This window comes from Apilactobacillus bombintestini, from assembly GCF_003627035.1.
In the GTDB taxonomy this organism is placed as follows: Bacteria; Bacillota; Bacilli; order Lactobacillales; family Lactobacillaceae; genus Apilactobacillus; species Apilactobacillus bombintestini.
Genome location: NZ_CP032626.1, coordinates 1,035,363 through 1,054,513 on the forward strand (window position 1 = coordinate 1,035,363; position 19,151 = coordinate 1,054,513).

20 protein-coding genes and 3 tRNA genes are annotated in these 19,151 nt (G+C 33.1%); 3 read left to right on the forward strand and 20 right to left on the reverse strand.

Going from position 1 to position 19,151, the window contains the following annotated elements; genetic code table 11:
- Positions 1-7: 7 nt before the first annotated feature.
- The 12 genes from nusG to D7I45_RS05225 form a co-directional block, all read right to left on the reverse strand.
- A complete protein-coding gene (nusG, locus tag D7I45_RS05175) occupies positions 8-556 on the reverse strand; it encodes a transcription termination/antitermination protein NusG (RefSeq protein WP_120784665.1) in 549 nt (182 codons plus the stop codon).
- Between the two features lie 107 nt (positions 557-663).
- Positions 664-837 carry a preprotein translocase subunit SecE gene (gene secE, locus D7I45_RS05180; protein ID WP_120784666.1) on the reverse strand — a complete coding sequence of 58 codons (174 nt, stop codon included), beginning with the start codon at positions 835-837 and terminating at the stop codon, positions 664-666.
- Positions 838-852: 15 nt separating this feature from the next.
- Entirely contained in the window at positions 853-1,002 is a 150-nt protein-coding gene (rpmG, locus tag D7I45_RS05185; protein WP_120784667.1) for a 50S ribosomal protein L33, read from the reverse strand.
- A 57-nt stretch (positions 1,003-1,059) separates the two neighbouring features.
- The gene (locus D7I45_RS05190; protein WP_162924102.1) at positions 1,060-1,704 is read right to left on the reverse strand and encodes a sigma-70 family RNA polymerase sigma factor; all 645 of its coding nucleotides are present in this window, start codon (positions 1,702-1,704) and stop codon (positions 1,060-1,062) included.
- Positions 1,705-1,820: 116 nt separating this feature from the next.
- Complete coding sequence (locus tag D7I45_RS05195; protein ID WP_120784669.1) at positions 1,821-2,345, reverse strand: NYN domain-containing protein; 525 nt, start codon at positions 2,343-2,345, stop codon at positions 1,821-1,823.
- Between the two features lie 13 nt (positions 2,346-2,358).
- Positions 2,359-3,114: a 23S rRNA (guanosine(2251)-2'-O)-methyltransferase RlmB gene (rlmB, locus tag D7I45_RS05200; RefSeq protein ID WP_120784670.1), complete on the reverse strand. Its 756-nt coding sequence runs from the start codon at positions 3,112-3,114 to the stop codon at positions 2,359-2,361.
- Positions 3,104-3,523, reverse strand: a complete 420-nt coding sequence (locus tag D7I45_RS06210) for a Mini-ribonuclease 3 (protein WP_162924103.1) — start codon at positions 3,521-3,523, stop codon at positions 3,104-3,106. The genes rlmB and D7I45_RS06210 overlap by 11 nt, the downstream gene beginning before the upstream one ends.
- Positions 3,524-3,526: 3 nt before the next feature.
- Complete coding sequence (cysS, locus tag D7I45_RS05205; RefSeq protein WP_162924104.1) at positions 3,527-4,933, reverse strand: cysteine--tRNA ligase; 1,407 nt, start codon at positions 4,931-4,933, stop codon at positions 3,527-3,529.
- A 125-nt stretch (positions 4,934-5,058) separates the two neighbouring features.
- Complete coding sequence (gene gltX, locus D7I45_RS05210; protein ID WP_120784671.1) at positions 5,059-6,549, reverse strand: glutamate--tRNA ligase; 1,491 nt, start codon at positions 6,547-6,549, stop codon at positions 5,059-5,061.
- A gap of 115 nt (positions 6,550-6,664) precedes the next feature.
- On the reverse strand, positions 6,665-7,741 hold the full coding sequence (locus D7I45_RS05215) for a PIN/TRAM domain-containing protein (protein ID WP_120784672.1): 1,077 nt from the start codon (positions 7,739-7,741) through the stop codon (positions 6,665-6,667).
- 24 nt (positions 7,742-7,765) lie between these two features.
- The gene (gene radA / locus D7I45_RS05220; RefSeq protein WP_120784673.1) at positions 7,766-9,142 is read right to left on the reverse strand and encodes a DNA repair protein RadA; all 1,377 of its coding nucleotides are present in this window, start codon (positions 9,140-9,142) and stop codon (positions 7,766-7,768) included.
- A gap of 23 nt (positions 9,143-9,165) precedes the next feature.
- Entirely contained in the window at positions 9,166-9,702 is a 537-nt protein-coding gene (locus D7I45_RS05225) for a dCTP deaminase/dUTPase family protein (RefSeq protein ID WP_120784674.1), read from the reverse strand.
- Between the two features lie 233 nt (positions 9,703-9,935).
- On the opposite strand from D7I45_RS05225, the gene rpiA reads away from it, so the two are divergent.
- A complete protein-coding gene (rpiA, locus tag D7I45_RS05230) occupies positions 9,936-10,628 on the forward strand; it encodes a ribose-5-phosphate isomerase RpiA (RefSeq protein WP_120784675.1) in 693 nt (230 codons plus the stop codon).
- Positions 10,629-10,751: 123 nt separating this feature from the next.
- Positions 10,752-12,092, forward strand: a complete 1,341-nt coding sequence (locus D7I45_RS05235; protein ID WP_120784676.1) for a C1 family peptidase — start codon at positions 10,752-10,754, stop codon at positions 12,090-12,092.
- Positions 12,093-12,140: 48 nt separating this feature from the next.
- On the opposite strand, the gene D7I45_RS05240 is transcribed toward D7I45_RS05235, so the two are convergent.
- Together D7I45_RS05240 and D7I45_RS05245 are read right to left on the reverse strand one after the other, a co-directional pair.
- Positions 12,141-12,809 (reverse strand): 2,3-bisphosphoglycerate-dependent phosphoglycerate mutase, encoded by a 669-nt coding sequence (locus D7I45_RS05240; RefSeq protein WP_120784677.1) that lies wholly within the window; start codon positions 12,807-12,809, stop codon positions 12,141-12,143.
- Positions 12,810-12,822: 13 nt separating this feature from the next.
- Positions 12,823-13,776, reverse strand: coding sequence for a DMT family transporter (locus D7I45_RS05245; protein ID WP_120784678.1), 954 nt, complete (start codon positions 13,774-13,776; stop codon positions 12,823-12,825).
- Positions 13,777-14,049: 273 nt separating this feature from the next.
- Between D7I45_RS05245 and D7I45_RS05250 the strand changes: the two genes are divergently transcribed.
- Positions 14,050-15,153, forward strand: a complete 1,104-nt coding sequence (locus D7I45_RS05250; RefSeq protein WP_120784894.1) for an LCP family protein — start codon at positions 14,050-14,052, stop codon at positions 15,151-15,153.
- A 100-nt stretch (positions 15,154-15,253) separates the two neighbouring features.
- Here D7I45_RS05250 and D7I45_RS05255 read toward each other — a convergent pair.
- From D7I45_RS05255 to D7I45_RS05280, 6 genes are all read right to left on the reverse strand, one after another.
- Positions 15,254-15,325 (reverse strand) — tRNA-Gln (locus D7I45_RS05255).
- Between the two features lie 7 nt (positions 15,326-15,332).
- Positions 15,333-15,405 (reverse strand) — tRNA-His (locus tag D7I45_RS05260).
- 37 nt (positions 15,406-15,442) lie between these two features.
- Positions 15,443-15,528: transfer RNA gene (locus D7I45_RS05265), tRNA-Leu, on the reverse strand.
- 68 nt (positions 15,529-15,596) lie between these two features.
- Positions 15,597-16,475, reverse strand: coding sequence for a homoserine kinase (locus tag D7I45_RS05270; RefSeq protein ID WP_242446890.1), 879 nt, complete (start codon positions 16,473-16,475; stop codon positions 15,597-15,599).
- 1 nt (position 16,476) lies between these two features.
- Complete coding sequence (locus tag D7I45_RS05275) at positions 16,477-16,926, reverse strand: SprT family protein (RefSeq protein WP_120784680.1); 450 nt, start codon at positions 16,924-16,926, stop codon at positions 16,477-16,479.
- Between the two features lie 11 nt (positions 16,927-16,937).
- On the reverse strand, positions 16,938-19,106 hold the full coding sequence (locus D7I45_RS05280; RefSeq protein WP_120784681.1) for a Tex family protein: 2,169 nt from the start codon (positions 19,104-19,106) through the stop codon (positions 16,938-16,940).
- Positions 19,107-19,151: the final 45 nt, after the last annotated feature.

Sequence of the window (19,151 nt, forward strand, 5' to 3'; positions counted from 1 at the left end):
CCCATTTTTATTTAAGAATTGGTTCTACTTGGTTAAAGTCTAATTCAGCAGTGGTTTCACGGCCAAACATATCAATATTAACCTTTAATTTACCTTTTTCATCATCTTTTTCAATGATCTTACCAGTTAATTCAGCAAAAGCACCATCTACAATAGTAATAGTATCGCCCACTTCTGCATCCAATTCTTGTTTTTCTTGAGCTACGCCTAAACGGCTTAGTACTAATTCTACTTCATCAGGAAGTAATGGTGTTGGTTTACTACCTTGACCATGTGATCCGATAAATCCAGTAACACCTGGTGTATTTCTAACGATGTACCATGATTCGTCAGTCATTACCATTTCAACTAGTACGTAACCAGGGAAAGTTTTGTCCATCTTAACTTTATCGACACCATTTTTAACTTCATGTTCTTCAGTTTCTGGTACGACTACTCTAAAAATATAGTTTGACATACCCATGGATTCTTTACGTGAATCTAGGTTAGTCTTAACTTTATTTTCATAACCAGAATAAGTATGAATAACATACCATTGTTTTTTTGCTGATTCCATTGCTATTAACTCCTTTTTAAATTTTTGCAAAATAAAAAAACTTCGCTCAAACGAAGTTTCAAACTAAATATATGATATCACTATTATTATTAATTTAAAATACCAAATTATAGGAACAATAGTCCGGATTGAATAGCCCAATCAATGATTGCAAAGAAAATTGCAAATAAGACAGACATTCCTACTACTATGCTTGTGTCAATCTTAGTTTGATGTCCATTAGGCCAAACAACGGCTTTCATTTCAGTACCAACACTCTTAAAAAAGTTAATTAATTTCATTTTTTCGTCCTCCAACTAACGGGTCTCTTTGTGTAATGTAGATTTTTCACAATGCTTACAATATTTTTTAACTTCTAAACGATTTTCATGATTATTACCAACGCTAGTTGTGTAGTTTCTTGAACCACATACTGAGCATTCTAGTGCAACTTTTTTCTGTGACATATAGCTTACGTCCCTTACGTAAATGTAATTTTATATTAGCATTTATATTTTTTTCAGTCAATGATGTGCATCATTATCCCATTCACCTTGTAAATAATCAATCACTTCGCGAAGTTTGCTTCTAATATTTCTTCTACAATTCATAAATTGCCTATCGCCATCTTTATATTTTCTACAGAATTGTTCTCTCATATTCAGTATGGCTTCACAGTTTTCATTATTTATTTTGATTAAATTACTCTTTAGTACCTCTAATTCAAAATCAGTTAACTTTTTTATAAGTAATTCAAATATAATTTTAGTATCCAAATTTCTTAGTGGATCTATATTGCTTTTATCTCTTACAGTATAAATACCACCCTGTTCTTCAATGGAAGACTCATAAATCATTTTATCTTCAGGTATTCTCTTCATAGCGTTTCTTCTGCGTAATTGATCTTTATATCGATTAAAAACGCTGGACTTAAATAAAGTTCCAAAACTATTATTCATATTTTTATGATATTTTTTCAAATTGCGTATTAATATTATCGTGCATTCCTGTTTCCAGTCATCCAACTCTAAGTCTGAGAAAGGATATCTACTCCATAACCCTACTATAAGTGGTAAATACTTATAAAAAAGTTCTTTGATGGATTCTTCTTCTTTTCCATTGTGAAAATCTTGTATCAATTTTAAATCTAATTCATCAGTTCTTCTCACTAAAAAAGCTCCCTTCTCATTCGAATATATGTATCACATTATGCATTACATACCGAACGAACAAGGGAACTATAGTTCATTTATATTTATTAAAACTAAATATAAATATTTATATTTTATTTATCAGAAAGATTATCTCGAAGATGCTCCAACTCTAATAACTGGTCTTGTGACCATGGAGTAATTCTAACTCTAGATTGGTGGGTATAATTATGAACTTGATGCTTAATTTCTTGTTTAGAACGCTTAACATCCCTCAACAATTCTCTTGCAGATATTCTTAATGCTCCCGCTGAAAAAACCGTCCATTGTTCAGCTTGATCAGAAGTAACCACCACTACTTGTACAAATCGTGATTGTTTTTGTCTAGCATAAGCTTCGATGTAACTATCTGCAGTTTCATCTTTATTAGTCCATATAATATCTAAATTGTGTTTATTATCTTTTTTGGATAATCCCGGCACATACATAGCATCAAAAATAATTTGCATATCTAAATCACGATATTTTTTATATTCAGCTATGATATCAATTAATCTATCTCTAGCATCCGCTAAGCGATCCGCCAGTTTTAATTGATTTAATTCAGGCCAATTTCCAATCACATTATAGCCATCAATTAGTAGTAACTGTTTTTTCATTTAATCCTATCCTTTATAGCGGATTTCTGGAATTAAAGGCTTGATACATTAATAAACTAGCAGCTACACTGGCATTTAAACTTTGTAGATTTCCTACCATTGGAATAGTAAGCATTTCATCCACATTTTTCTTTAGTAATGGTGAAATACCTTTACCTTCATTTCCAATAATTACCGCTACAGGGCCTTTAGCATCCCATCTACGGTAATCAGTTCCTTTCATATCTGTACCAAATACCCAAACTCCACGATCTTTTAATTCGTTGATGGTATTCATTAAGTTAGTAACTCGTGCCACCGGAATTCTTTCAATTGCACCCGCAGATGTTTTAGCCACTGTAGAGGTTAATCCCACAGCACGATGTTTAGGAATGATTACTCCACTAACACCTGCTGCATCCGCAGTTCTAATAATAGATCCTAAATTATGAGGATCTTCGATATTATCCAAAATCAAAAAGAAAGGAGCTTCTTGTTTTGCTTCTGCATTTTCAAACAATTCATCAACAGTAGCATATTTATATGGTGAAATAGACAATACTACTCCTTGGTGATTTTGATTATCAGATAATAAATCCAGTTTTTGCTTAGGTACTGTAGAAATAACTAAACGCTTTTTCTTAGCTAATTTAATAATTTCTTCTACACTTTTTTCGTCTTTTCTAATACCAGTTTGTAAAAAGACTTTGTTAATTTCTTGTTTTCCACGAAGTGCTGAAATAACCGGATGTCTTCCGATGATAAATTCACTTTGATTATTATTTTTCATACTCTGGCCTCCCGGCATCTACTTGTTTTATACACCATTCTGATAATTCTCTTAATCGATCATCTTGCTTACTTAATGATAAATAACCCATCATAGCTTCGAAACCAGTTGAATAACGATAAGTTAATACACTAGTATTTTTGGCGTGGGTATAACTTTTAGCGTTACGTCCACGCTTAAAAACTGATATTTCTTCATCTGTTAAAATATCATCTTGTTCCATTAAATCAATTAATGCTGCTTGAGCTTTAGCAGAAACATATTTTCTAGCAGTCTTTTGTAAACGATTAGGTTTAGTAATTCCTAAATTTAGTAAATGCTTACGCACAAATACTTCGTATACGGAATCACCTAAATAAGCTAGTGCGATTCCATTTAATTGTCTATAATCGACATTTTCTTCTTTCATTACTTATTCCCTTCTAAATCTAGTGCCTTGTGCTGTATCTTCTAAGATAATTCCTTGTTCTTTAAGTTGTTCTCTGATTTCATCACTTCTAGCGAAGTTTTTGTTCTTACGAGCTTCGTTACGTTCTTCAATTAATTGTTTGATAGAATCATCAGTGATTTCTTCATCCACAAATGCAACTCCAAATACTCCTGCCATTTTTTCTAGTTTCTTAATAACTAACTTAATGGTATCGGCAAAAACGAATTCTCTTTCAGCATAAGTATTAGCTAGTTTGGCTAATTCATAAACACAGTCAATTCCATTTTGTGCATTAAAGTCATCATCCATAGCATCTTGGAAATCTGCTTGAATTTGTCTAACTTCTTGTTCCATCTTCAAATCGCTGCCTTCTTCGGCATTCTTTAAACGATATTTTAGATTATTGTAAGCATTTTGTAGCTTACTTAAATTATTAGCTGCTGCTTGTAAATTAGCTTCGTTATATTGGATAGGACGACGGTATTGAGTAGTAGACATTAAGAATCTAATAACTTGTGGATCCACTTTCTTTATTAAATCGTGAACCATTACAAAGTTACCTAATGATTTACTCATCTTTTCGTTTTCGTCACCTACAGTAACAAAACCATTATGCATCCAGTAATTTACAAACTTTTTACCAGTTTCTGCTTCACTTTGTGCACGTTCATTTTCATGATGAGGGAATTTCAAATCTTCTCCACCACCGTGAATATCAATTGTGTCACCTAAGTATTTAGTAGACATTACAGAGCATTCAATATGCCAACCTGGTCTACCCTTACCCCATGGTGAATCCCATGAGATTTCATCAGGCTTAGCTTTCTTCCATAAGGCAAAATCTACTGGATCTTGTTTTTTGGCTAATTCTTCTTCACTTACGTGTTTACTTGCACCAGATTCTAAATCATCAACACTTTGATGTGCTAAATGACCATAATCCTTGAATTTACGAGTACGGTAGTAAACATCCCCGTCTACTTCGTACGCATAGTCTTTTGCGATTAAATCTTTTATAAACTTAATTATGCCATCAATGTTATCTGTTGCACGTGGATTCATAGTTGCTGGTTCTACATTTAAAGCTTTTACATCTTCATTAAATGCATCAATATATTTATCAGCTAATTGCATAACTGACATATTTTGTTCTTTAGCAGCTTTAATTAACTTATCATCCACATCGGTAAAGTTAGAAACATAATTTACATGATATCCGCAGTATTCTAAATAACGACGAATAGTATCAAAAGCAACGATACTTCTAGCATTTCCAATATGAATGTAGTTATATACTGTAGGACCACACACATACATATTAACCGTTCTTGGTTTTATTGGTTTAAAAACATCTTTTTCTTGCGTTAATGTATTATAGATCCTTAGCATCCATGGCACCCCTATTCTTATTTTTTACATTTACCTTCATTTTATCATAATAATAGCAGCTATATTAGTTCAAATTAAATAAAAACCTTGTTAACAAATAAGTTAACAAGGTTTTTTATTATAAATTATTTATTGATTTGCTTTAAAGTTTCTTCGATGTGCTTTAAGGTCTTTTCTCTACCAATCAATTCGATTGATTCAGGTAGTTCAGGTCCATGAGTTTCATGGGTAACCGCAATTCTAATTGGCATCCATAACTTACGACCCTTAATCTTAGTTTCTTTTTGAATTGACTTGATAGTTCTTAAGATTTCCATCTTATCAAAGATAGGAAGTGTCTTAATCTTTTCAGAAAATGCCTTTAATACTACTGGTGCAGTATCGTTGCTAATTTCTTCTAGTGCATCTCCAGAAATTTCTTTAGGTTCATTGAAGAAAACATCTGCCATGGAGTTGATTTGAGCCATGTAACTCATTTGTTGCTTGTAAGTGTTAATTAACTTACGAGCCCATTCAACATCCTTAGCATCTGGGTTTTCTGGAATGTTACCCTTAGCAATTAATTGACGTAATGCAAGATCCATAACTACGTCTTCATCAGCTGATTTAACGTATTGGTTGTTAATCCATTCTAGTTTCTTGTTGTCAAAGTTAGCAGGAGACTTGCTTAAACGATTTTCATCGTACATCTTAATGAATTCACGTTGAGAGAAGATTTCATCTTCACCCTTAGGTGACCAACCAAGTAAAGTAATGAAGTTAAACATAGCTTCTGGTAGGTAACCTAAGTCACGGTATTGTTCAATAAATTGAATAATGGATTCATCACGTTTACTCAATTTCTTACCAGTATCAGCACTAGTAATTAAACTCATGTGACCAAACTTAGGTGGTTCCCAACCAAATGCTTCGTACATCATTAATTGTTTAGGAGTGTTGGCAACGTGGTCATCACCTCTAAATACATGAGAAATTTGCATCATGTGGTCATCAACAATAACGGCAAAGTTGTAAGTTGGCATTCCATCACGTTTTACAATAACGAAATCTCCACCGATAGTATCAGAATTAAATTCAACATGACCTTTAACAATATCATCCCATGCGTAAACCTTGTTCTTAGGAACTCTAAAACGAATAACTGGTTTTAGTCCCTTAGCTTCTGATTCAGCCATGGATTGTTTAATTTCTTCATCAGTCATACCTGCATATTCATATTCGTAATGAGGCATAACTCCTCTAGCACGTTGATCTTCACGATCAGCAGTTAGTTGTTCTTCAGTTCTGTATGAGTAGTAAGCTTTTCCTTCATCCAATAATTGTTGGATAAGTGGGTCATAAATAGAACGTCTTTCTGATTGTCTGTATGGTCCAAACTTACCAGGCTTGTCAGGACCTTCATCCCAGTCTAAGCCTAACCATTTTAAGTTGTCTAACTGACTCTTCTCACCATCAGCCACATTACGTTTAGTATCAGTATCTTCAATACGGATAATAAACTTACCTTTGTTGTGTCTAGCAAATAGGTAATTAAAAATAGCTGTTCTAGCATTACCAATGTGCAAATGTCCAGTTGGACTTGGTGCGTATCTAACACGAATTTTCTTATTAGCCAATGATAACTTCTCCTCTTTTTAAAAAATTCTTACAATAACATTTTAATTTTACAATTATTATTAACAAAAATAAAGTGTAGTCTTGAATCTAAGTGTTTCTATAACAATTTTATTATCAATCTATCTTTGCAAAGATCATTTTACCAGCATCTGTTTGAATAGAGCTAGTAACCTCTACTGATAATCTTTCGTTTAAGTGGAATTTACCTTCTTCCACTACTACCATGGTTCCATCATCCAAGAATGCCACTCCTTGGTTACGCTCAGTTCCCTTTTTAAGAATCATTACTTCTAAATGTTCTCCAGGAACATAACGTGGTTTCAAAGCATTTGCTAATTCATTAATATTTAAAACTTTTACATTTTGAAATTGAATTACTTTGCTTAAATTATAGTCATTAGTAATGATGGTTCCGTTTACTTCTTTAGCCAATCTAATTAACTTAGTATCTACCTCATCAATGTTGGAGAAGTCTTTGCTAGTAATTTCTATAGGCATAATTTTATCGGTTTGTAGTTTATTTAAAATATCCAAACCGCGACGTCCACGTACTCGTTTTTGACTATCAGCCGAATCGGCGATGTATTGTAGTTCATACAATACAAACTTAGGAACTAATAAAGTCCCTTCCACAAAGCCTGTTTTAGCAATTTCATAAATTCTACCATCAATTAAAATGTTGGTATCCAAAATTTTAAATTGTTTAGAACTATCACTATTAGTGAAAGGAATATTAGTCTTTTTAAAATTAACTTTAAAAATTTTATTCCATTCATTCATCTTGGTGGTTCCCAATAGAAAACCAAAATAACCAAACGTAATCATCAATAATGCTGGAATGATAGTATTAGTTATTAAATTAGAAGTTCTAAATAACACAGTAGAAATCAAAATAGCCAATACCAGGCCTAAAATTAATCCAATAGTTCCCATTAAAATATAGAACGGATTTTTACTAAATAAATAGTTTTCTATTTTCGTAAGTGTATCTAATATCTTTCTACTAAATATTAATGATAATAGATAAAAAATTAATCCACCTAAAATAAAGTTAACTATTGCATTGTTTAATAATTCAGATGGATGCATCCACATCATATGCCAAATAACTGGTAAATAAATTACCCCTAGCAACGCGCCAATAACAATAAATATTAAACGAATTGCCGTATATCGATTAAAAATCTTCATATATTTTCTCCCTTACGAGACAAATTATTTAAGCGCTAATTTTATAGCTTGCGCTAAGGTGGAAACTCCTACTACTTCAATTCCATTAGGAGCAGTCCATCCCGACAAGTTATGTTTTGGAACTAATACTCGTTTAAAGCCTAATTTTTGAGCTTCTTGAACTCGTTGTTCTATGCGGTTAACTCTTCTAATTTCCCCCGTTAAGCCAATTTCACCAATATAGCATTCTGCAGGATCAGTTCCCTTATCTTTATAACTGGAAGCTACACTAATTGCAACAGCTAAATCAATTGCAGGTTCATTTAATTTAACTCCACCTGCTGCTTTTAAGAAAGCATCCTGATTTTGCAACATAAGGCCGGCACGTTTTTCTAGTACCGCCATTAAAACGGCAACTCGATTTCTATCAATTCCAGTAGCAGTTCGTTGAGCGTTACCAAATACTGATGGTGTTACTAATGCTTGAATTTCAACTAAGATTGGACGCGTACCTTCCATAGCAACAACAATGGCCGAACCAGTTGCATTACGTAAACGTTCCTCTAGGAACACTTCGGAAGGATTAGCAACTTCCTTTAGTCCAGATTCTTGCATTTCAAAAATCCCTAGTTCATCAGTGGAACCAAAACGATTTTTAACGGCACGTAAAATACGGTAAGAATGATGCATGTCACCTTCAAAGTACAATACAGTATCTACCATGTGTTCAAGTGTCTTAGGTCCTGCAATAGCACCACCTTTAGTAACATGGCCTACCACGAAAATAGTAATTCCATTTGTTTTAGCAATAGACATTAAATCAGCAGTAATTGCTCTAACTTGAGATACTGAACCAATTGCTGAGTCTACTTGAGCTTCTGAAATGGTTTGCACAGAATCAATTACTACCGTATCAGGTTTCAAATCATCGATAGCACTCTTTATAGCATCCATATCAGTTTCTGGATATAAATACATATTGCTACCGTCAACATCTAAACGGTCAGCTCTTATCTTAATTTGACTGGCACTTTCTTCTCCAGATACATATAAGACTTTTTGTTTTTTCTGACTTAATTGACCAGAAATTTGTAATAGCAAGGTAGATTTACCAATTCCTGGATCACCACCAATTAAAATTAGTGAACCAGGAACCACTCCACCACCTAATACACGATTAAATTCTTCAGAATCAGTAGCAAAACGAGTTTCTTTTTCGAATTTAACGTCTTTTATTAGTTGAGGTTTAGTTTGTTGACCATTAAAGTCCATTCTACGAGTTGCTTTCAAACCCGTTGCTTCTTTTTGTACGGTTTTTTCTTCAAAAGTATTCCACTTTCCACAGTTAGGACAGTGACCTAAATACTTAGGAGAAATATATCCACATTCTTCACAAACAAATTGAGTTTTTACCTTAGCCACATTAAAATCCTTTCTTTAAAAAACTATTTTCCAGAAGAACCAAAACCACCTTTTCTAGTTACTCCTTTATTAATATCGTCGTCAGTAGTTAGGAAAGGCACAAAAATACCTTGCGCAATACGGTCACCTTTTTTGATTTTTCTATCAAATAATCCAAAATTCAATAATTGAACGAATAATTCACCTTCGTTGTTTTCATTATTGTAGTAATCAGCGTCTACAATACCAATTCCGTTAGGTAAAATCATATTACGTTTTAAAGGACCACTAGAGCGGTTAACAATCATTAGCATTTCATCAGATTGCATGTATGCCTTTACTCCTGTAGGTACCAATAATGGTTTTAAAATTTTCTTAGCTTTTTCTTGAGATTCTTCATCTACATTTTTTTCATGCTTAATTGCCCATAATACTTTTAAAAATCCTAATTTCCAAATAGATGGTAAAACGAAATCTTGGGCACTTTCGATATCGTATCCTGCTGCCTGTTTAGTTGATCTGTAAGGCAGGTTAATGCCTTCATCTTTATACTTTGTTACAATTTCAAATCCACGTTTCATATATACACATCCTGTTTTATTATTAATATTCATTATACTACGTATTTTATAAGAAATCTGTCATCAAATAAATACCAATATTTCATTTGACAAACGACCACTTAACATAGAAAATTGAAGTAAGTATAGATTAAGTTTTTAACTTGTCTAAATTCGAAACCTTTTATGTGGATTTTAATCGTCCCAAATAGATTAACCATCGTTTTACCGAATATTTTAAAGGGGAAAAGATTATGGATAGAGAACTAATGAAAAAAGTGGCCGGTCAAGAAGCCGTTAAATACATTAAAGATGGTATGACAGTTGGTCTAGGTACTGGTTCAACTGTCAAATATCTACTAGATGCTCTAGGAAAACGTGTTGCCGAAGAAGGTCTTCGTATTATCGGAGTTCCTACTTCTAATCGTTCTGCAAAGCGTGCTCGTGACTTAGGTATTGATGTTAAAAGTATTGATGATGTCGATCATATCGATTTAACTATTGATGGAGCCGATCAAATTGACGAAAACTTTCAAGGAATCAAAGGTGGCGGAGTTGCTCATTTAAGAGAAAAAATCGTTGCTATCAATTCTGCAGAGAATATATGGATTGTAGATGAAACCAAAATGGCTAAGAATTTAGGATCCTTTCCCCTTCCATTAGAGGTAACTCCTTATGGTAGTACTCATTTATATCGTCGTTTGGAAAAGATGGGATATCACCCTTCTTTTAGAACTAATGCTAAGGGCGGTCATGTTCTAACTCATGCTGATAATTATATTATTGATTTGAAGTTAGGTTATATTGAACACCCTCATCAATTAGAAAAAATCTTAAATAATATGACAGGTATTGTGGAACATGGTCTTTTCTTAGATGTTGTGGATAAAGTAATCGTCGGACATGAAGACCATTCTGAAACATTTGTCGCAAAAAGAAATAAATAATCTAATCGTTTTCTAATAATGAACCGTTGTAGTAAATCCTTTATTATAACGATTCTTTTTTTATTTCCATTTTAAAAATGAGAAACAAGTGATATAATATTAGAAAATATAGGAGGCTTGGATATGTCAAAAAGTATTAGTAATGAAAATATTCAAAAATATCAAAATGATTTATCTCAACGCAAAGAAGCTAAGGCTTTACAACGTGCGGTAAGTCATAATGGAATTAACAAAACTGCTGCTAACTTCTCTTCTGAAGAAAATATGAATCCTGTATTTTCTCTTGAAGTAGATGCTGGTGATGTAGCTAACCAAAAGCACAGTGGTCGTTGCTGGATTTTCGCCGCATTAAACACTATGCGTCATCATTTAGCAAAGAACTTTAATTTAGCTGGTGATTTTGAATTATCACAAATTTACACTACCTTCTGGGATAAATTCGAAAAATCCAACTGGTTCTTAGAAAACATTATTAAAACTGCTGATCAACCATTAACTTCACGTCGTGTTTCATGGTTATTAAACTCACCACAACAAGACGGTGGTCAATGGGATATGTTATGTGCCGTTATTGAAAAATATGGTGTAGTTCCTCAATCAGCTATGGTTGAAACTGCCAACAGTAACGATACTACTGATTTAAACTCCGTATTAAACTTAAAATTAAGAAAAGATGCTACTAAATTACGTAAATTAGTTAACGATGGTAGCGATGATGTAGAATCTGTTAAAGACGAAATGTTAAATGAAGTTTACCGTATCTTAGTTTACGCATTCGGTGAACCAGTATCTAAGTTTAACTTTGAATTCCGTGATAAGGACAATAACTATCATGTAGACAAGGATTTAACTCCTCAAAAATTCTTTAGCAAATATGTAAACTTAAACCTAGAAAACTATGTATCTATTATCAACTCACCTACTGATGACAAGCCTTACGAAAAGACTTACACCATCGATATGTTAGGAAACGTTGTTGGTGGCAGACAAGTTAAGCATTTAAACTTATCTATGGATAAGCTTGAAGAATTAACTATCAAACAACTTAAGAATGGTGAAAGCGTTTGGTTTGGTAGTGATGTAGTTCAAAACTCTGACCGTAAGAAAGGTATTATGGACGACGGACTATACTCTAAAGATGAATTATTCGATGTTGATTTATCACTTTCTAAAGCTGAACAATTAGATTACCACGAAAGTGCTATGGATCACGCCATGGTTATTACTGGTGTAGACATTGTTGATGGTCAACCTACTAAGTGGAAGGTTGAAAACTCATGGGGTAACAAAGTTGGTACTAAAGGATACTTTGTTATGAGTGAATCATGGTTCAGACGTTTCACTTACCAAGTAGTTATCAACAAGAAGTACTTGTCAGACGAAGAAAACGAAATGCAAGCACAAGATCCTGTAGTTCTAGATCCATGGGACCCAATGGGAACTTTAGCATTTTACAAAGACTAATTTTAAATAATAAAAAAGCGTTGATGATTAATTTCATCAACGCTTTTTTTATAGCATCGTCTTTTTTACAATGTCTAATTTATCATTAAATTCATATACGATAGGTTCAACATTAGGAACCTCTACTTTATCAATATCTTCATCACTTATTTGATCTAGATATTTAATTAAGGCACGCAAAGTAGAACCATGAGCCACTACTAACTCATTATGATTATCTAGTAATCTAGGTGCTATTTCATCTTCCCAGTATGGCATTAAACGATGATAAGCCATTTCTAGGCTTTCCCCTCTAGGTTCTTTCACACCTAATTTTCTGTACATTAAATCATTATCAGCTTTATCTAACAATGGTGGCACTGTATTAAAACTACGACGCCACTTTAAAAATTGTTTTTCACCATATTGTTTTTTTACTAAATCTTTTCTTTTACCACGAAGCGCTCCATAATGTCTTTCATTCAAGCGCCAAGATTTATGTTCAGGAATATATAATTGATGATTTTCTTCTAAAACGATATGCAATGTTTCAATAGCTCGTTTCAAAAACGAAGTATGAGCATCATCAAAAGTTATCCCTAAACTATTTAATTTTTTACCTGCTTCATGTGATTGTTCAATTCCCTTTTGGGTTAAATTAACATCACTCCAACCGGTAAATACATTTTTTTGATTAGCGACACTTTGTCCGTGTCTCATAATTACTAAATATGGCATACAATCATCTCTTTTAATCCTCTAGTTCAGAATTTTTTTGTTCTAATCGGCTACCAATAAATGTTATTACAGAACCAATCAAAATTACAACTATTCCGCACCAAGTATTTAATGCAATTTTATCACCAATAGTAATCATAGCCAAAATTGGTGCTAAACCTGGCTTAATAAAGAATACTAGTGAAGCGATTGAAACTCCACCATGATCCATTGCCAAGAAGTAGAATGCGAATCCACCACCAGTAACAAACACACAAATAAATAATAGAATCCAGAAATAATGTAAGGAAACATTTTGTAATGCTGGTGTATATGCAAATGGTTTTAACCATTCTACTGAATTCATAAACTTAGCTACAGCAGATATATTAGAAATACCCACTAATACAAGTAATTCAATAGATCCGGCAATGAATGTATAACAAGTCATGGCTAAACCTTTAAAACCAGTCTTTTGTGATCCCCATCTGGATACAATACTGTATAAACCAAATGTAAGTGCAGAACCAAGAGCAAGACTAAGTCCTAATGGATTAGTTAGGTTGGCCGGATTTACAATAATTAGTAATCCGATAATAGAAATAACTAATGAAATGAATCCTAAACGACTCATTTTTTCTCTTAAAATAACAAAAGCAAATAATAAAGCAAAAACTGGGTTACAACTGAATAGTACAGCTACAGTTGATGCTTGGTCATACATAATTGCCATTTGGTATAAAGTCATACTAACTACAACACATAGAAAACCAGTTAGCATGAATATACCTATACTCTTCCATTTACTAGTTAACATTTGTGGTGATTTCTTTCGTAATACAATTGGTAATAATACCAAACCACCTACAAAGAAACGAAGTAAGTTTAATTGAATAGGACTAAATACACCTTGCACACTCTTTAAGGCGATTTCCATAGAACTAAACATAAATGTAGATATCAAAACGTACAGAAATACTTTTTTCAACTTATAACGCTCCCCTTTTAAATTTACAAACTATAAAATAATTGATAGACTACAAATTTGGGCATAATTTCATATTTTATGTCAAACATAAGAAATTATATCACACCCATTATGCTTATTAAAAATGTGACAAAAAGATTACATTTTATTAAATCTGTATAAAATTACATATTTATATAAAAAATAAGTTTATAATAGGAATTATATTTATTTATCTTAATTATAATCTTTATAATGGGAAATTTTAGAACAGAAGGAGCTATGATTGATTTTATGCAAAATAACAATCAAAACCGTGAAGAATTTTCCAGAACTAGAGGCGATCAAGCACACTTCAAAAAGAAGAGAAGTCATAAAGGCGCTTGGGCAGCTTTTACTGTTTTTTTAGTTCTGTTAATTATTGGTTTATTTGGTGCCCATACCATGTACACCAATATGAAGAATGCTGCTGATAAGGCATATCAACCTGGTTTAACTAAGAAACAACGTAACGTTTCTAAAGTTATTGCCAACAACAAACCAGTTTCTATTCTTTTGTTAGGAACTGATACTGGTGCTTTGGGAAGACATGATACTGGTAGAACCGATACTATGATTCTTGCTACTGTTAACCCTAAGAAAGAAACCATTTACTTAACAAGTATTCCTCGTGATACTAAAGTTACAGTACCTGGTGATTCTCAACCATATGAAAAGATTAACGCCGCATATACTATTGGTGGTGCTTCAGGAGCTGTACAAACTGTACAAAATCTTTTACATGTTCCAATCGACTTTTATGCAATTATTAACATGGGTGGATTAGAAAAAATGGTAAATGCCGTTGGTGGTGTTACCGTTACTCCTCCACTTACCTTTAAGTACAGTGCAGCAAATGTTCAAAAAGGTAAAACTGTTACTTTAAACGGTGCACAAGCCCTTGCATATTCAAGAATGCGTCATGAAGATCCTGCTGGTGACTACGGTCGTCAAGTAAGACAAAGACAAGTTCTTCAAAAATTAGTTATCAAAGGTATGAACATTTCTTCATTACCAAGATACAAACAAATTCTAAGCTCCATTAATGGAAAGCTAAAAACAGATATGAAATTTGATGACATGGTTGCGCTACGTGAAAGATACGGAGATGCAACTCATCATATTAAATCACAAACATTACAAGGTGAAACTGCTGTATTAGATGGAATTGATTATGAAGTTCCAACTCAAGATACTTTACTAAATATTTCTAACTCAATTAGAACTAGTTTAGGACTTAACAAGTTATCATCTCTAGATGCTACTCAAGATCAAACTGGAGATTTCACATCTAGATCAGCTGATACAAATGCTTCTAACACTTCAAGTACTTCAAGCAGTCAAACATCAACTTACTAATTAATAAATAAAACACCCTCTCGAAAAAATCGGGAGGGTGTTTTTTTATACATTTTTCGAAATAAAAAAAGCATCCGAATAAACGAATGCTTTTAAGTGATTGGGCTAGCTGGGTTCGAACCAGCGCATCACGGGATCAAAACCCGTTGCCTTACCACTTGGCTATAGCCCAATAAAAGGGCGGTAGGTGGGAATCGAACCCACGCGTGTCGGAACCACAATCCGATGTGTTAACCCCTTCACCACTACCGCCATATCATTATATGGCGTGGTTATTATTCTATGCCAATGCGGCCAAGAAGATTCGAACTTCCACCGAGATAATTCCCGACAAGATCCTTAATCTTGCGCGTCTGCCAATTCCGCCATGGCCGCATAAGAAAACCACATTTATTATTGTATGTGATTCCCCAATAAAAATCAATAGTTTTTTTAATTTTTTATTATTCTCCGCGTACAGTTGCACCATCATGATCAATCTTAATTAAGCGAAGATTACCATTTATGTCAGCTGTACTTAAAACATCCCTCAATTGGTTCAATTCTGATGTGGTACCAAAAGTAATAATTGCTTGTCCAGTCTTACTTACATAAGTACCATAAATTCCCAATTCATGGGCATGCTTCTTAATGATAGACAATTCTGGAACCTTTTCATTAATATTATCTACATAGAAAGTTTCCTTTTCCATCATTTCAGTGGCTTTAGTCCATTCATTACTCATAAGAGCGGCAACTAACACGTTAGTAGCACTACTTGCCATTATGGCTTGATTTGAACTTATATTTTGCTTGTATACATTATGGTTTAAATCAGGTTCTTGTTTATTAATGTAAATCAATGCATTAATAGCTTCTGGTGTAGGTGCTTTAACTGTAGTAGCCATGTCACCATCAAAATAAGATACTGTGATGTCTCCTAACAATGCTGAGGCAATACCGTCTGCATGTCCTTCCATCTTACTACCAGCCTTAATTTGATCATCTAGTGACATATTTAAATCACCTAATGCATTAGCAATCTTAATTCCAGCAGCCACAGCAGTAGTACTTGCTCCTAATCCTTTACCAATAGGAACATCTGACATAACTGTTAATTGATGTGGCTTAATAGAAGAATCGATTTGTAGAATGGTTCTTACAATCAAATTATCTTCATTATGTGGAATATCTTTACCAAGTGCATGATTAACTTGCCAGTGTTGCATTTCTTCTTCCACAATAACTGTGTAATAAAGTCCAAATGCAATTCCAATAGAATCTACTCCAGTTCCCAATCCTGTGGAAGTAGCAGGAACTCTAATAATTATTTTTTTATCCAAACTAATCATCCCCGTATCTTAATTTTAGTTTTCCACGACATTTTCCACAAACGTACTTTCTTGTATTAATTTTTCGCTTTCTTTTATACACTTGTCCACACTGTGAACAAATATATTCCCATGAATATCGGTTATCCACAGGGGCTGGTGCATATCTTGATCCACCTACTGATTTTAACATCTTTTTAAATGCAATAGTATTGTGTTTGCCTGAATATCCAGCCAAATGTAGATGATAATGACATAATTCATGCTTAATTACCCCTACTAGCACTTCCATAGAATGTTCAGTTAACATCTTAGGATTAATATCAATATCGTGAGTTTTTACATGATATCGACCACCTGTAGTTCTCAAACGAGAATTAAAATAAGCTCTATGGGTAAAGGGTCTAGCGAAATATTTTAAAGAAATATCTTCAACTAACTTCTGTAATTGCTCATTATTCATTTAAAACATCATCACTTCTCCGGATTTATCATAGTTAATTGAATACGCATACGATCAACATCTACTGATAATACCCATACATTAATAATATCTCCTACGGCAACTATATCACTAGGATCAGAAACAAATGAATCACTCATTTGAGAAATATGAACTAATCCATCTTGCTTAACTCCTATATCCACAAAGGCACCAAAATCAATAACATTTCTAACCGTACCTTGTAACTTCATACCTGGTTTTAAATCTTCAATTTTTAAAACATCTTGTTTCAAAGCAGGTGTAGGCATATTATCACGGAAATCACGACCAGGTTGTTTTAACCCATCAATGATATCCAATACAGTTTGTTTTCCATAATGCGTATCTTTAATAAACTTGTCCACATCAAATGTGGATAAAGCATCTTGCATAGGTTTGCTTCCAATTAAATTAATATCTAAGTTTAAGTTATCCACAATTTCTTTTGCTATAGAATAACTTTCTGGGTGAATATCAGTATTATCCAGTGGATTATCACCATCAATAACTCTTAAGAACCCAATAGCTTGTTCATAAGTCTTCTTTCCTAATCTAGGAACTTTAGCTAATTGCGTACGTTGTGTATATTCACCATTTTTATTACGGTATGCTACCACATTTTTAGCTGTGGATTTAGTCATACCAGAAATATGTGTTAATAACTCAGGACTAGCTGTATTTACATTAACTCCCACTTTATTAACAGCAGTTTCTACTACTCGATTTAATTGTGAATCTAAGTCCTTAGCTGGTAAATCATGTTGATATTGACCTACCCCTACTGACTTAGGATCTATCTTAATTAATTCAGCTAATGGATCTTGTAATCTTCTTCCAATACTTACCGCTGAACGTTCTTCTACATGAAAATCAGGGAATTCATCACGAGCGTTTTGACTTGCTGAATAAACAGATGCCCCTGCTTCATTTACGATTACATAGTATATAGATAATTTATCTTCCTTGATAATGTCAGAAACAAATTGTTCTGATTCACGACTAGCAGTTCCATTTCCGATAGCAACCATTTCAGCATGATTTTTCTTAACAAAATCGATAAATTGTTTTCTAGCTTGTTGACGTTTATGATCATTAGCTGGTTTATGTGGATAAATTACTAACTTGTCTAAAAATTTTCCATTTTCGTCAATAGCAGCTAACTTGCAACCAGTACGGTAAGCTGGGTCAAAACCAATTACTCGCTTACCTTTAATAGGTGCTTGCATCAACAAGTTATACAAATTACGTCCGAAAACTTTAATAGCATGTTGATCTGCTTGTTCAGTTAATTCTTTTCTGATTTCTCTGTCTATAGCGGGCTTAATAAAACGAGTATAAGTATCCCTATAAGCTTCTTGAATAAATGTAAAACACTTACCATTTTTGTTTTTATTCAATTCGGAATTTAAGAATTTTTCAATTACATTAGTATTAACATCAATATTTACCGTTAATACTTTTTCTTTTTCACCACGGTTTAATGCTAATACACGATGATTTTTCATCTTAGCAATAGGTTGTGAAAAATCATAATAATCTTTATATACCCCGTTTTCATCAATTTCTGAGGCTTTCTTTTTAGCTTTACTTGTAACTAAACCGTGCTTTTGTGTGTAATCTCTAATCCATTCACGTAAATGTGCATCATTACCGAAATCTTCTGCTAATATTTCATGTACACCATTTAAAACATCAGTAGAACTAGATAAATCTTTATCAGCATCTACGTATTTATCAGCTTCATGTACGAAATTATCATCATTTTTTTGAATCATTTTAGCTAATGGTTCTAGACCTTGTTCTCTAGCCACCATTGCCTTAGTTTTCTTTTTCTTCTTGTAAGGTAAATATAAATCTTCTACTTTTTGTAAAGTAGCCGCATTTTTTATTTCTTTAGATAGAGATGCACTTAATTTGCCTTGCTCATCTATTAAACGCAATACTTCTTCTTTACGATCTTGCAAATTAGTAATGCGAGTATTTTCATCAGCAATTTCTCTAATTTGTACTTCGTCTAAGCTACCCGTTCTTTCTTTTCTATAACGAGCGATAAAAGGTACCGTATTGCCATCTTCTAGCATGGAAATTACGGCAGAAATTTGTTTTTCTCTATAAACACCTAGACTTTGTGTAATCTTATGAATAATGTTGGTATCCATGTAGCTTCATCTCTCTTTTTGCGTATTAGTTTAATTATATCATTC

What these genes read in the sequence shown, in the direction of transcription:
- D7I45_RS05240 (WP_120784677.1), bottom strand. Translation starts at nt 12,809, where the DNA reads ATGCCATATTTAGTAATTATGAGACACGGACAAAGTGTCGCTAATCAA.
- D7I45_RS05235 (WP_120784676.1), top strand. Translation starts at nt 10,752, where the DNA reads ATGTCAAAAAGTATTAGTAATGAAAATATTCAAAAATATCAAAATGAT.
- D7I45_RS05250 (WP_120784894.1), top strand. Translation starts at nt 14,050, where the DNA reads ATGCAAAATAACAATCAAAACCGTGAAGAATTTTCCAGAACTAGAGGC.
- rlmB (WP_120784670.1), bottom strand. Translation starts at nt 3,114, where the DNA reads ATGAAAAATAATAATCAAAGTGAATTTATCATCGGAAGACATCCGGTT.
- secE (WP_120784666.1), bottom strand. Translation starts at nt 837, where the DNA reads ATGAAATTAATTAACTTTTTTAAGAGTGTTGGTACTGAAATGAAAGCC.
- rpiA (WP_120784675.1), top strand. Translation starts at nt 9,936, where the DNA reads ATGGATAGAGAACTAATGAAAAAAGTGGCCGGTCAAGAAGCCGTTAAA.
- D7I45_RS05280 (WP_120784681.1), bottom strand. Translation starts at nt 19,106, where the DNA reads ATGGATACCAACATTATTCATAAGATTACACAAAGTCTAGGTGTTTAT.
- D7I45_RS05225 (WP_120784674.1), bottom strand. Translation starts at nt 9,702, where the DNA reads ATGAAACGTGGATTTGAAATTGTAACAAAGTATAAAGATGAAGGCATT.
- rpmG (WP_120784667.1), bottom strand. Translation starts at nt 1,002, where the DNA reads ATGTCACAGAAAAAAGTTGCACTAGAATGCTCAGTATGTGGTTCAAGA.
- D7I45_RS06210 (WP_162924103.1), bottom strand. Translation starts at nt 3,523, where the DNA reads ATGAAAGAAGAAAATGTCGATTATAGACAATTAAATGGAATCGCACTA.
- D7I45_RS05195 (WP_120784669.1), bottom strand. Translation starts at nt 2,345, where the DNA reads ATGAAAAAACAGTTACTACTAATTGATGGCTATAATGTGATTGGAAAT.
- D7I45_RS05215 (WP_120784672.1), bottom strand. Translation starts at nt 7,741, where the DNA reads ATGAAGATTTTTAATCGATATACGGCAATTCGTTTAATATTTATTGTT.
- D7I45_RS05275 (WP_120784680.1), bottom strand. Translation starts at nt 16,926, where the DNA reads ATGAATAATGAGCAATTACAGAAGTTAGTTGAAGATATTTCTTTAAAA.
- cysS (WP_162924104.1), bottom strand. Translation starts at nt 4,933, where the DNA reads ATGCTAAGGATCTATAATACATTAACGCAAGAAAAAGATGTTTTTAAA.
- nusG (WP_120784665.1), bottom strand. Translation starts at nt 556, where the DNA reads ATGGAATCAGCAAAAAAACAATGGTATGTTATTCATACTTATTCTGGT.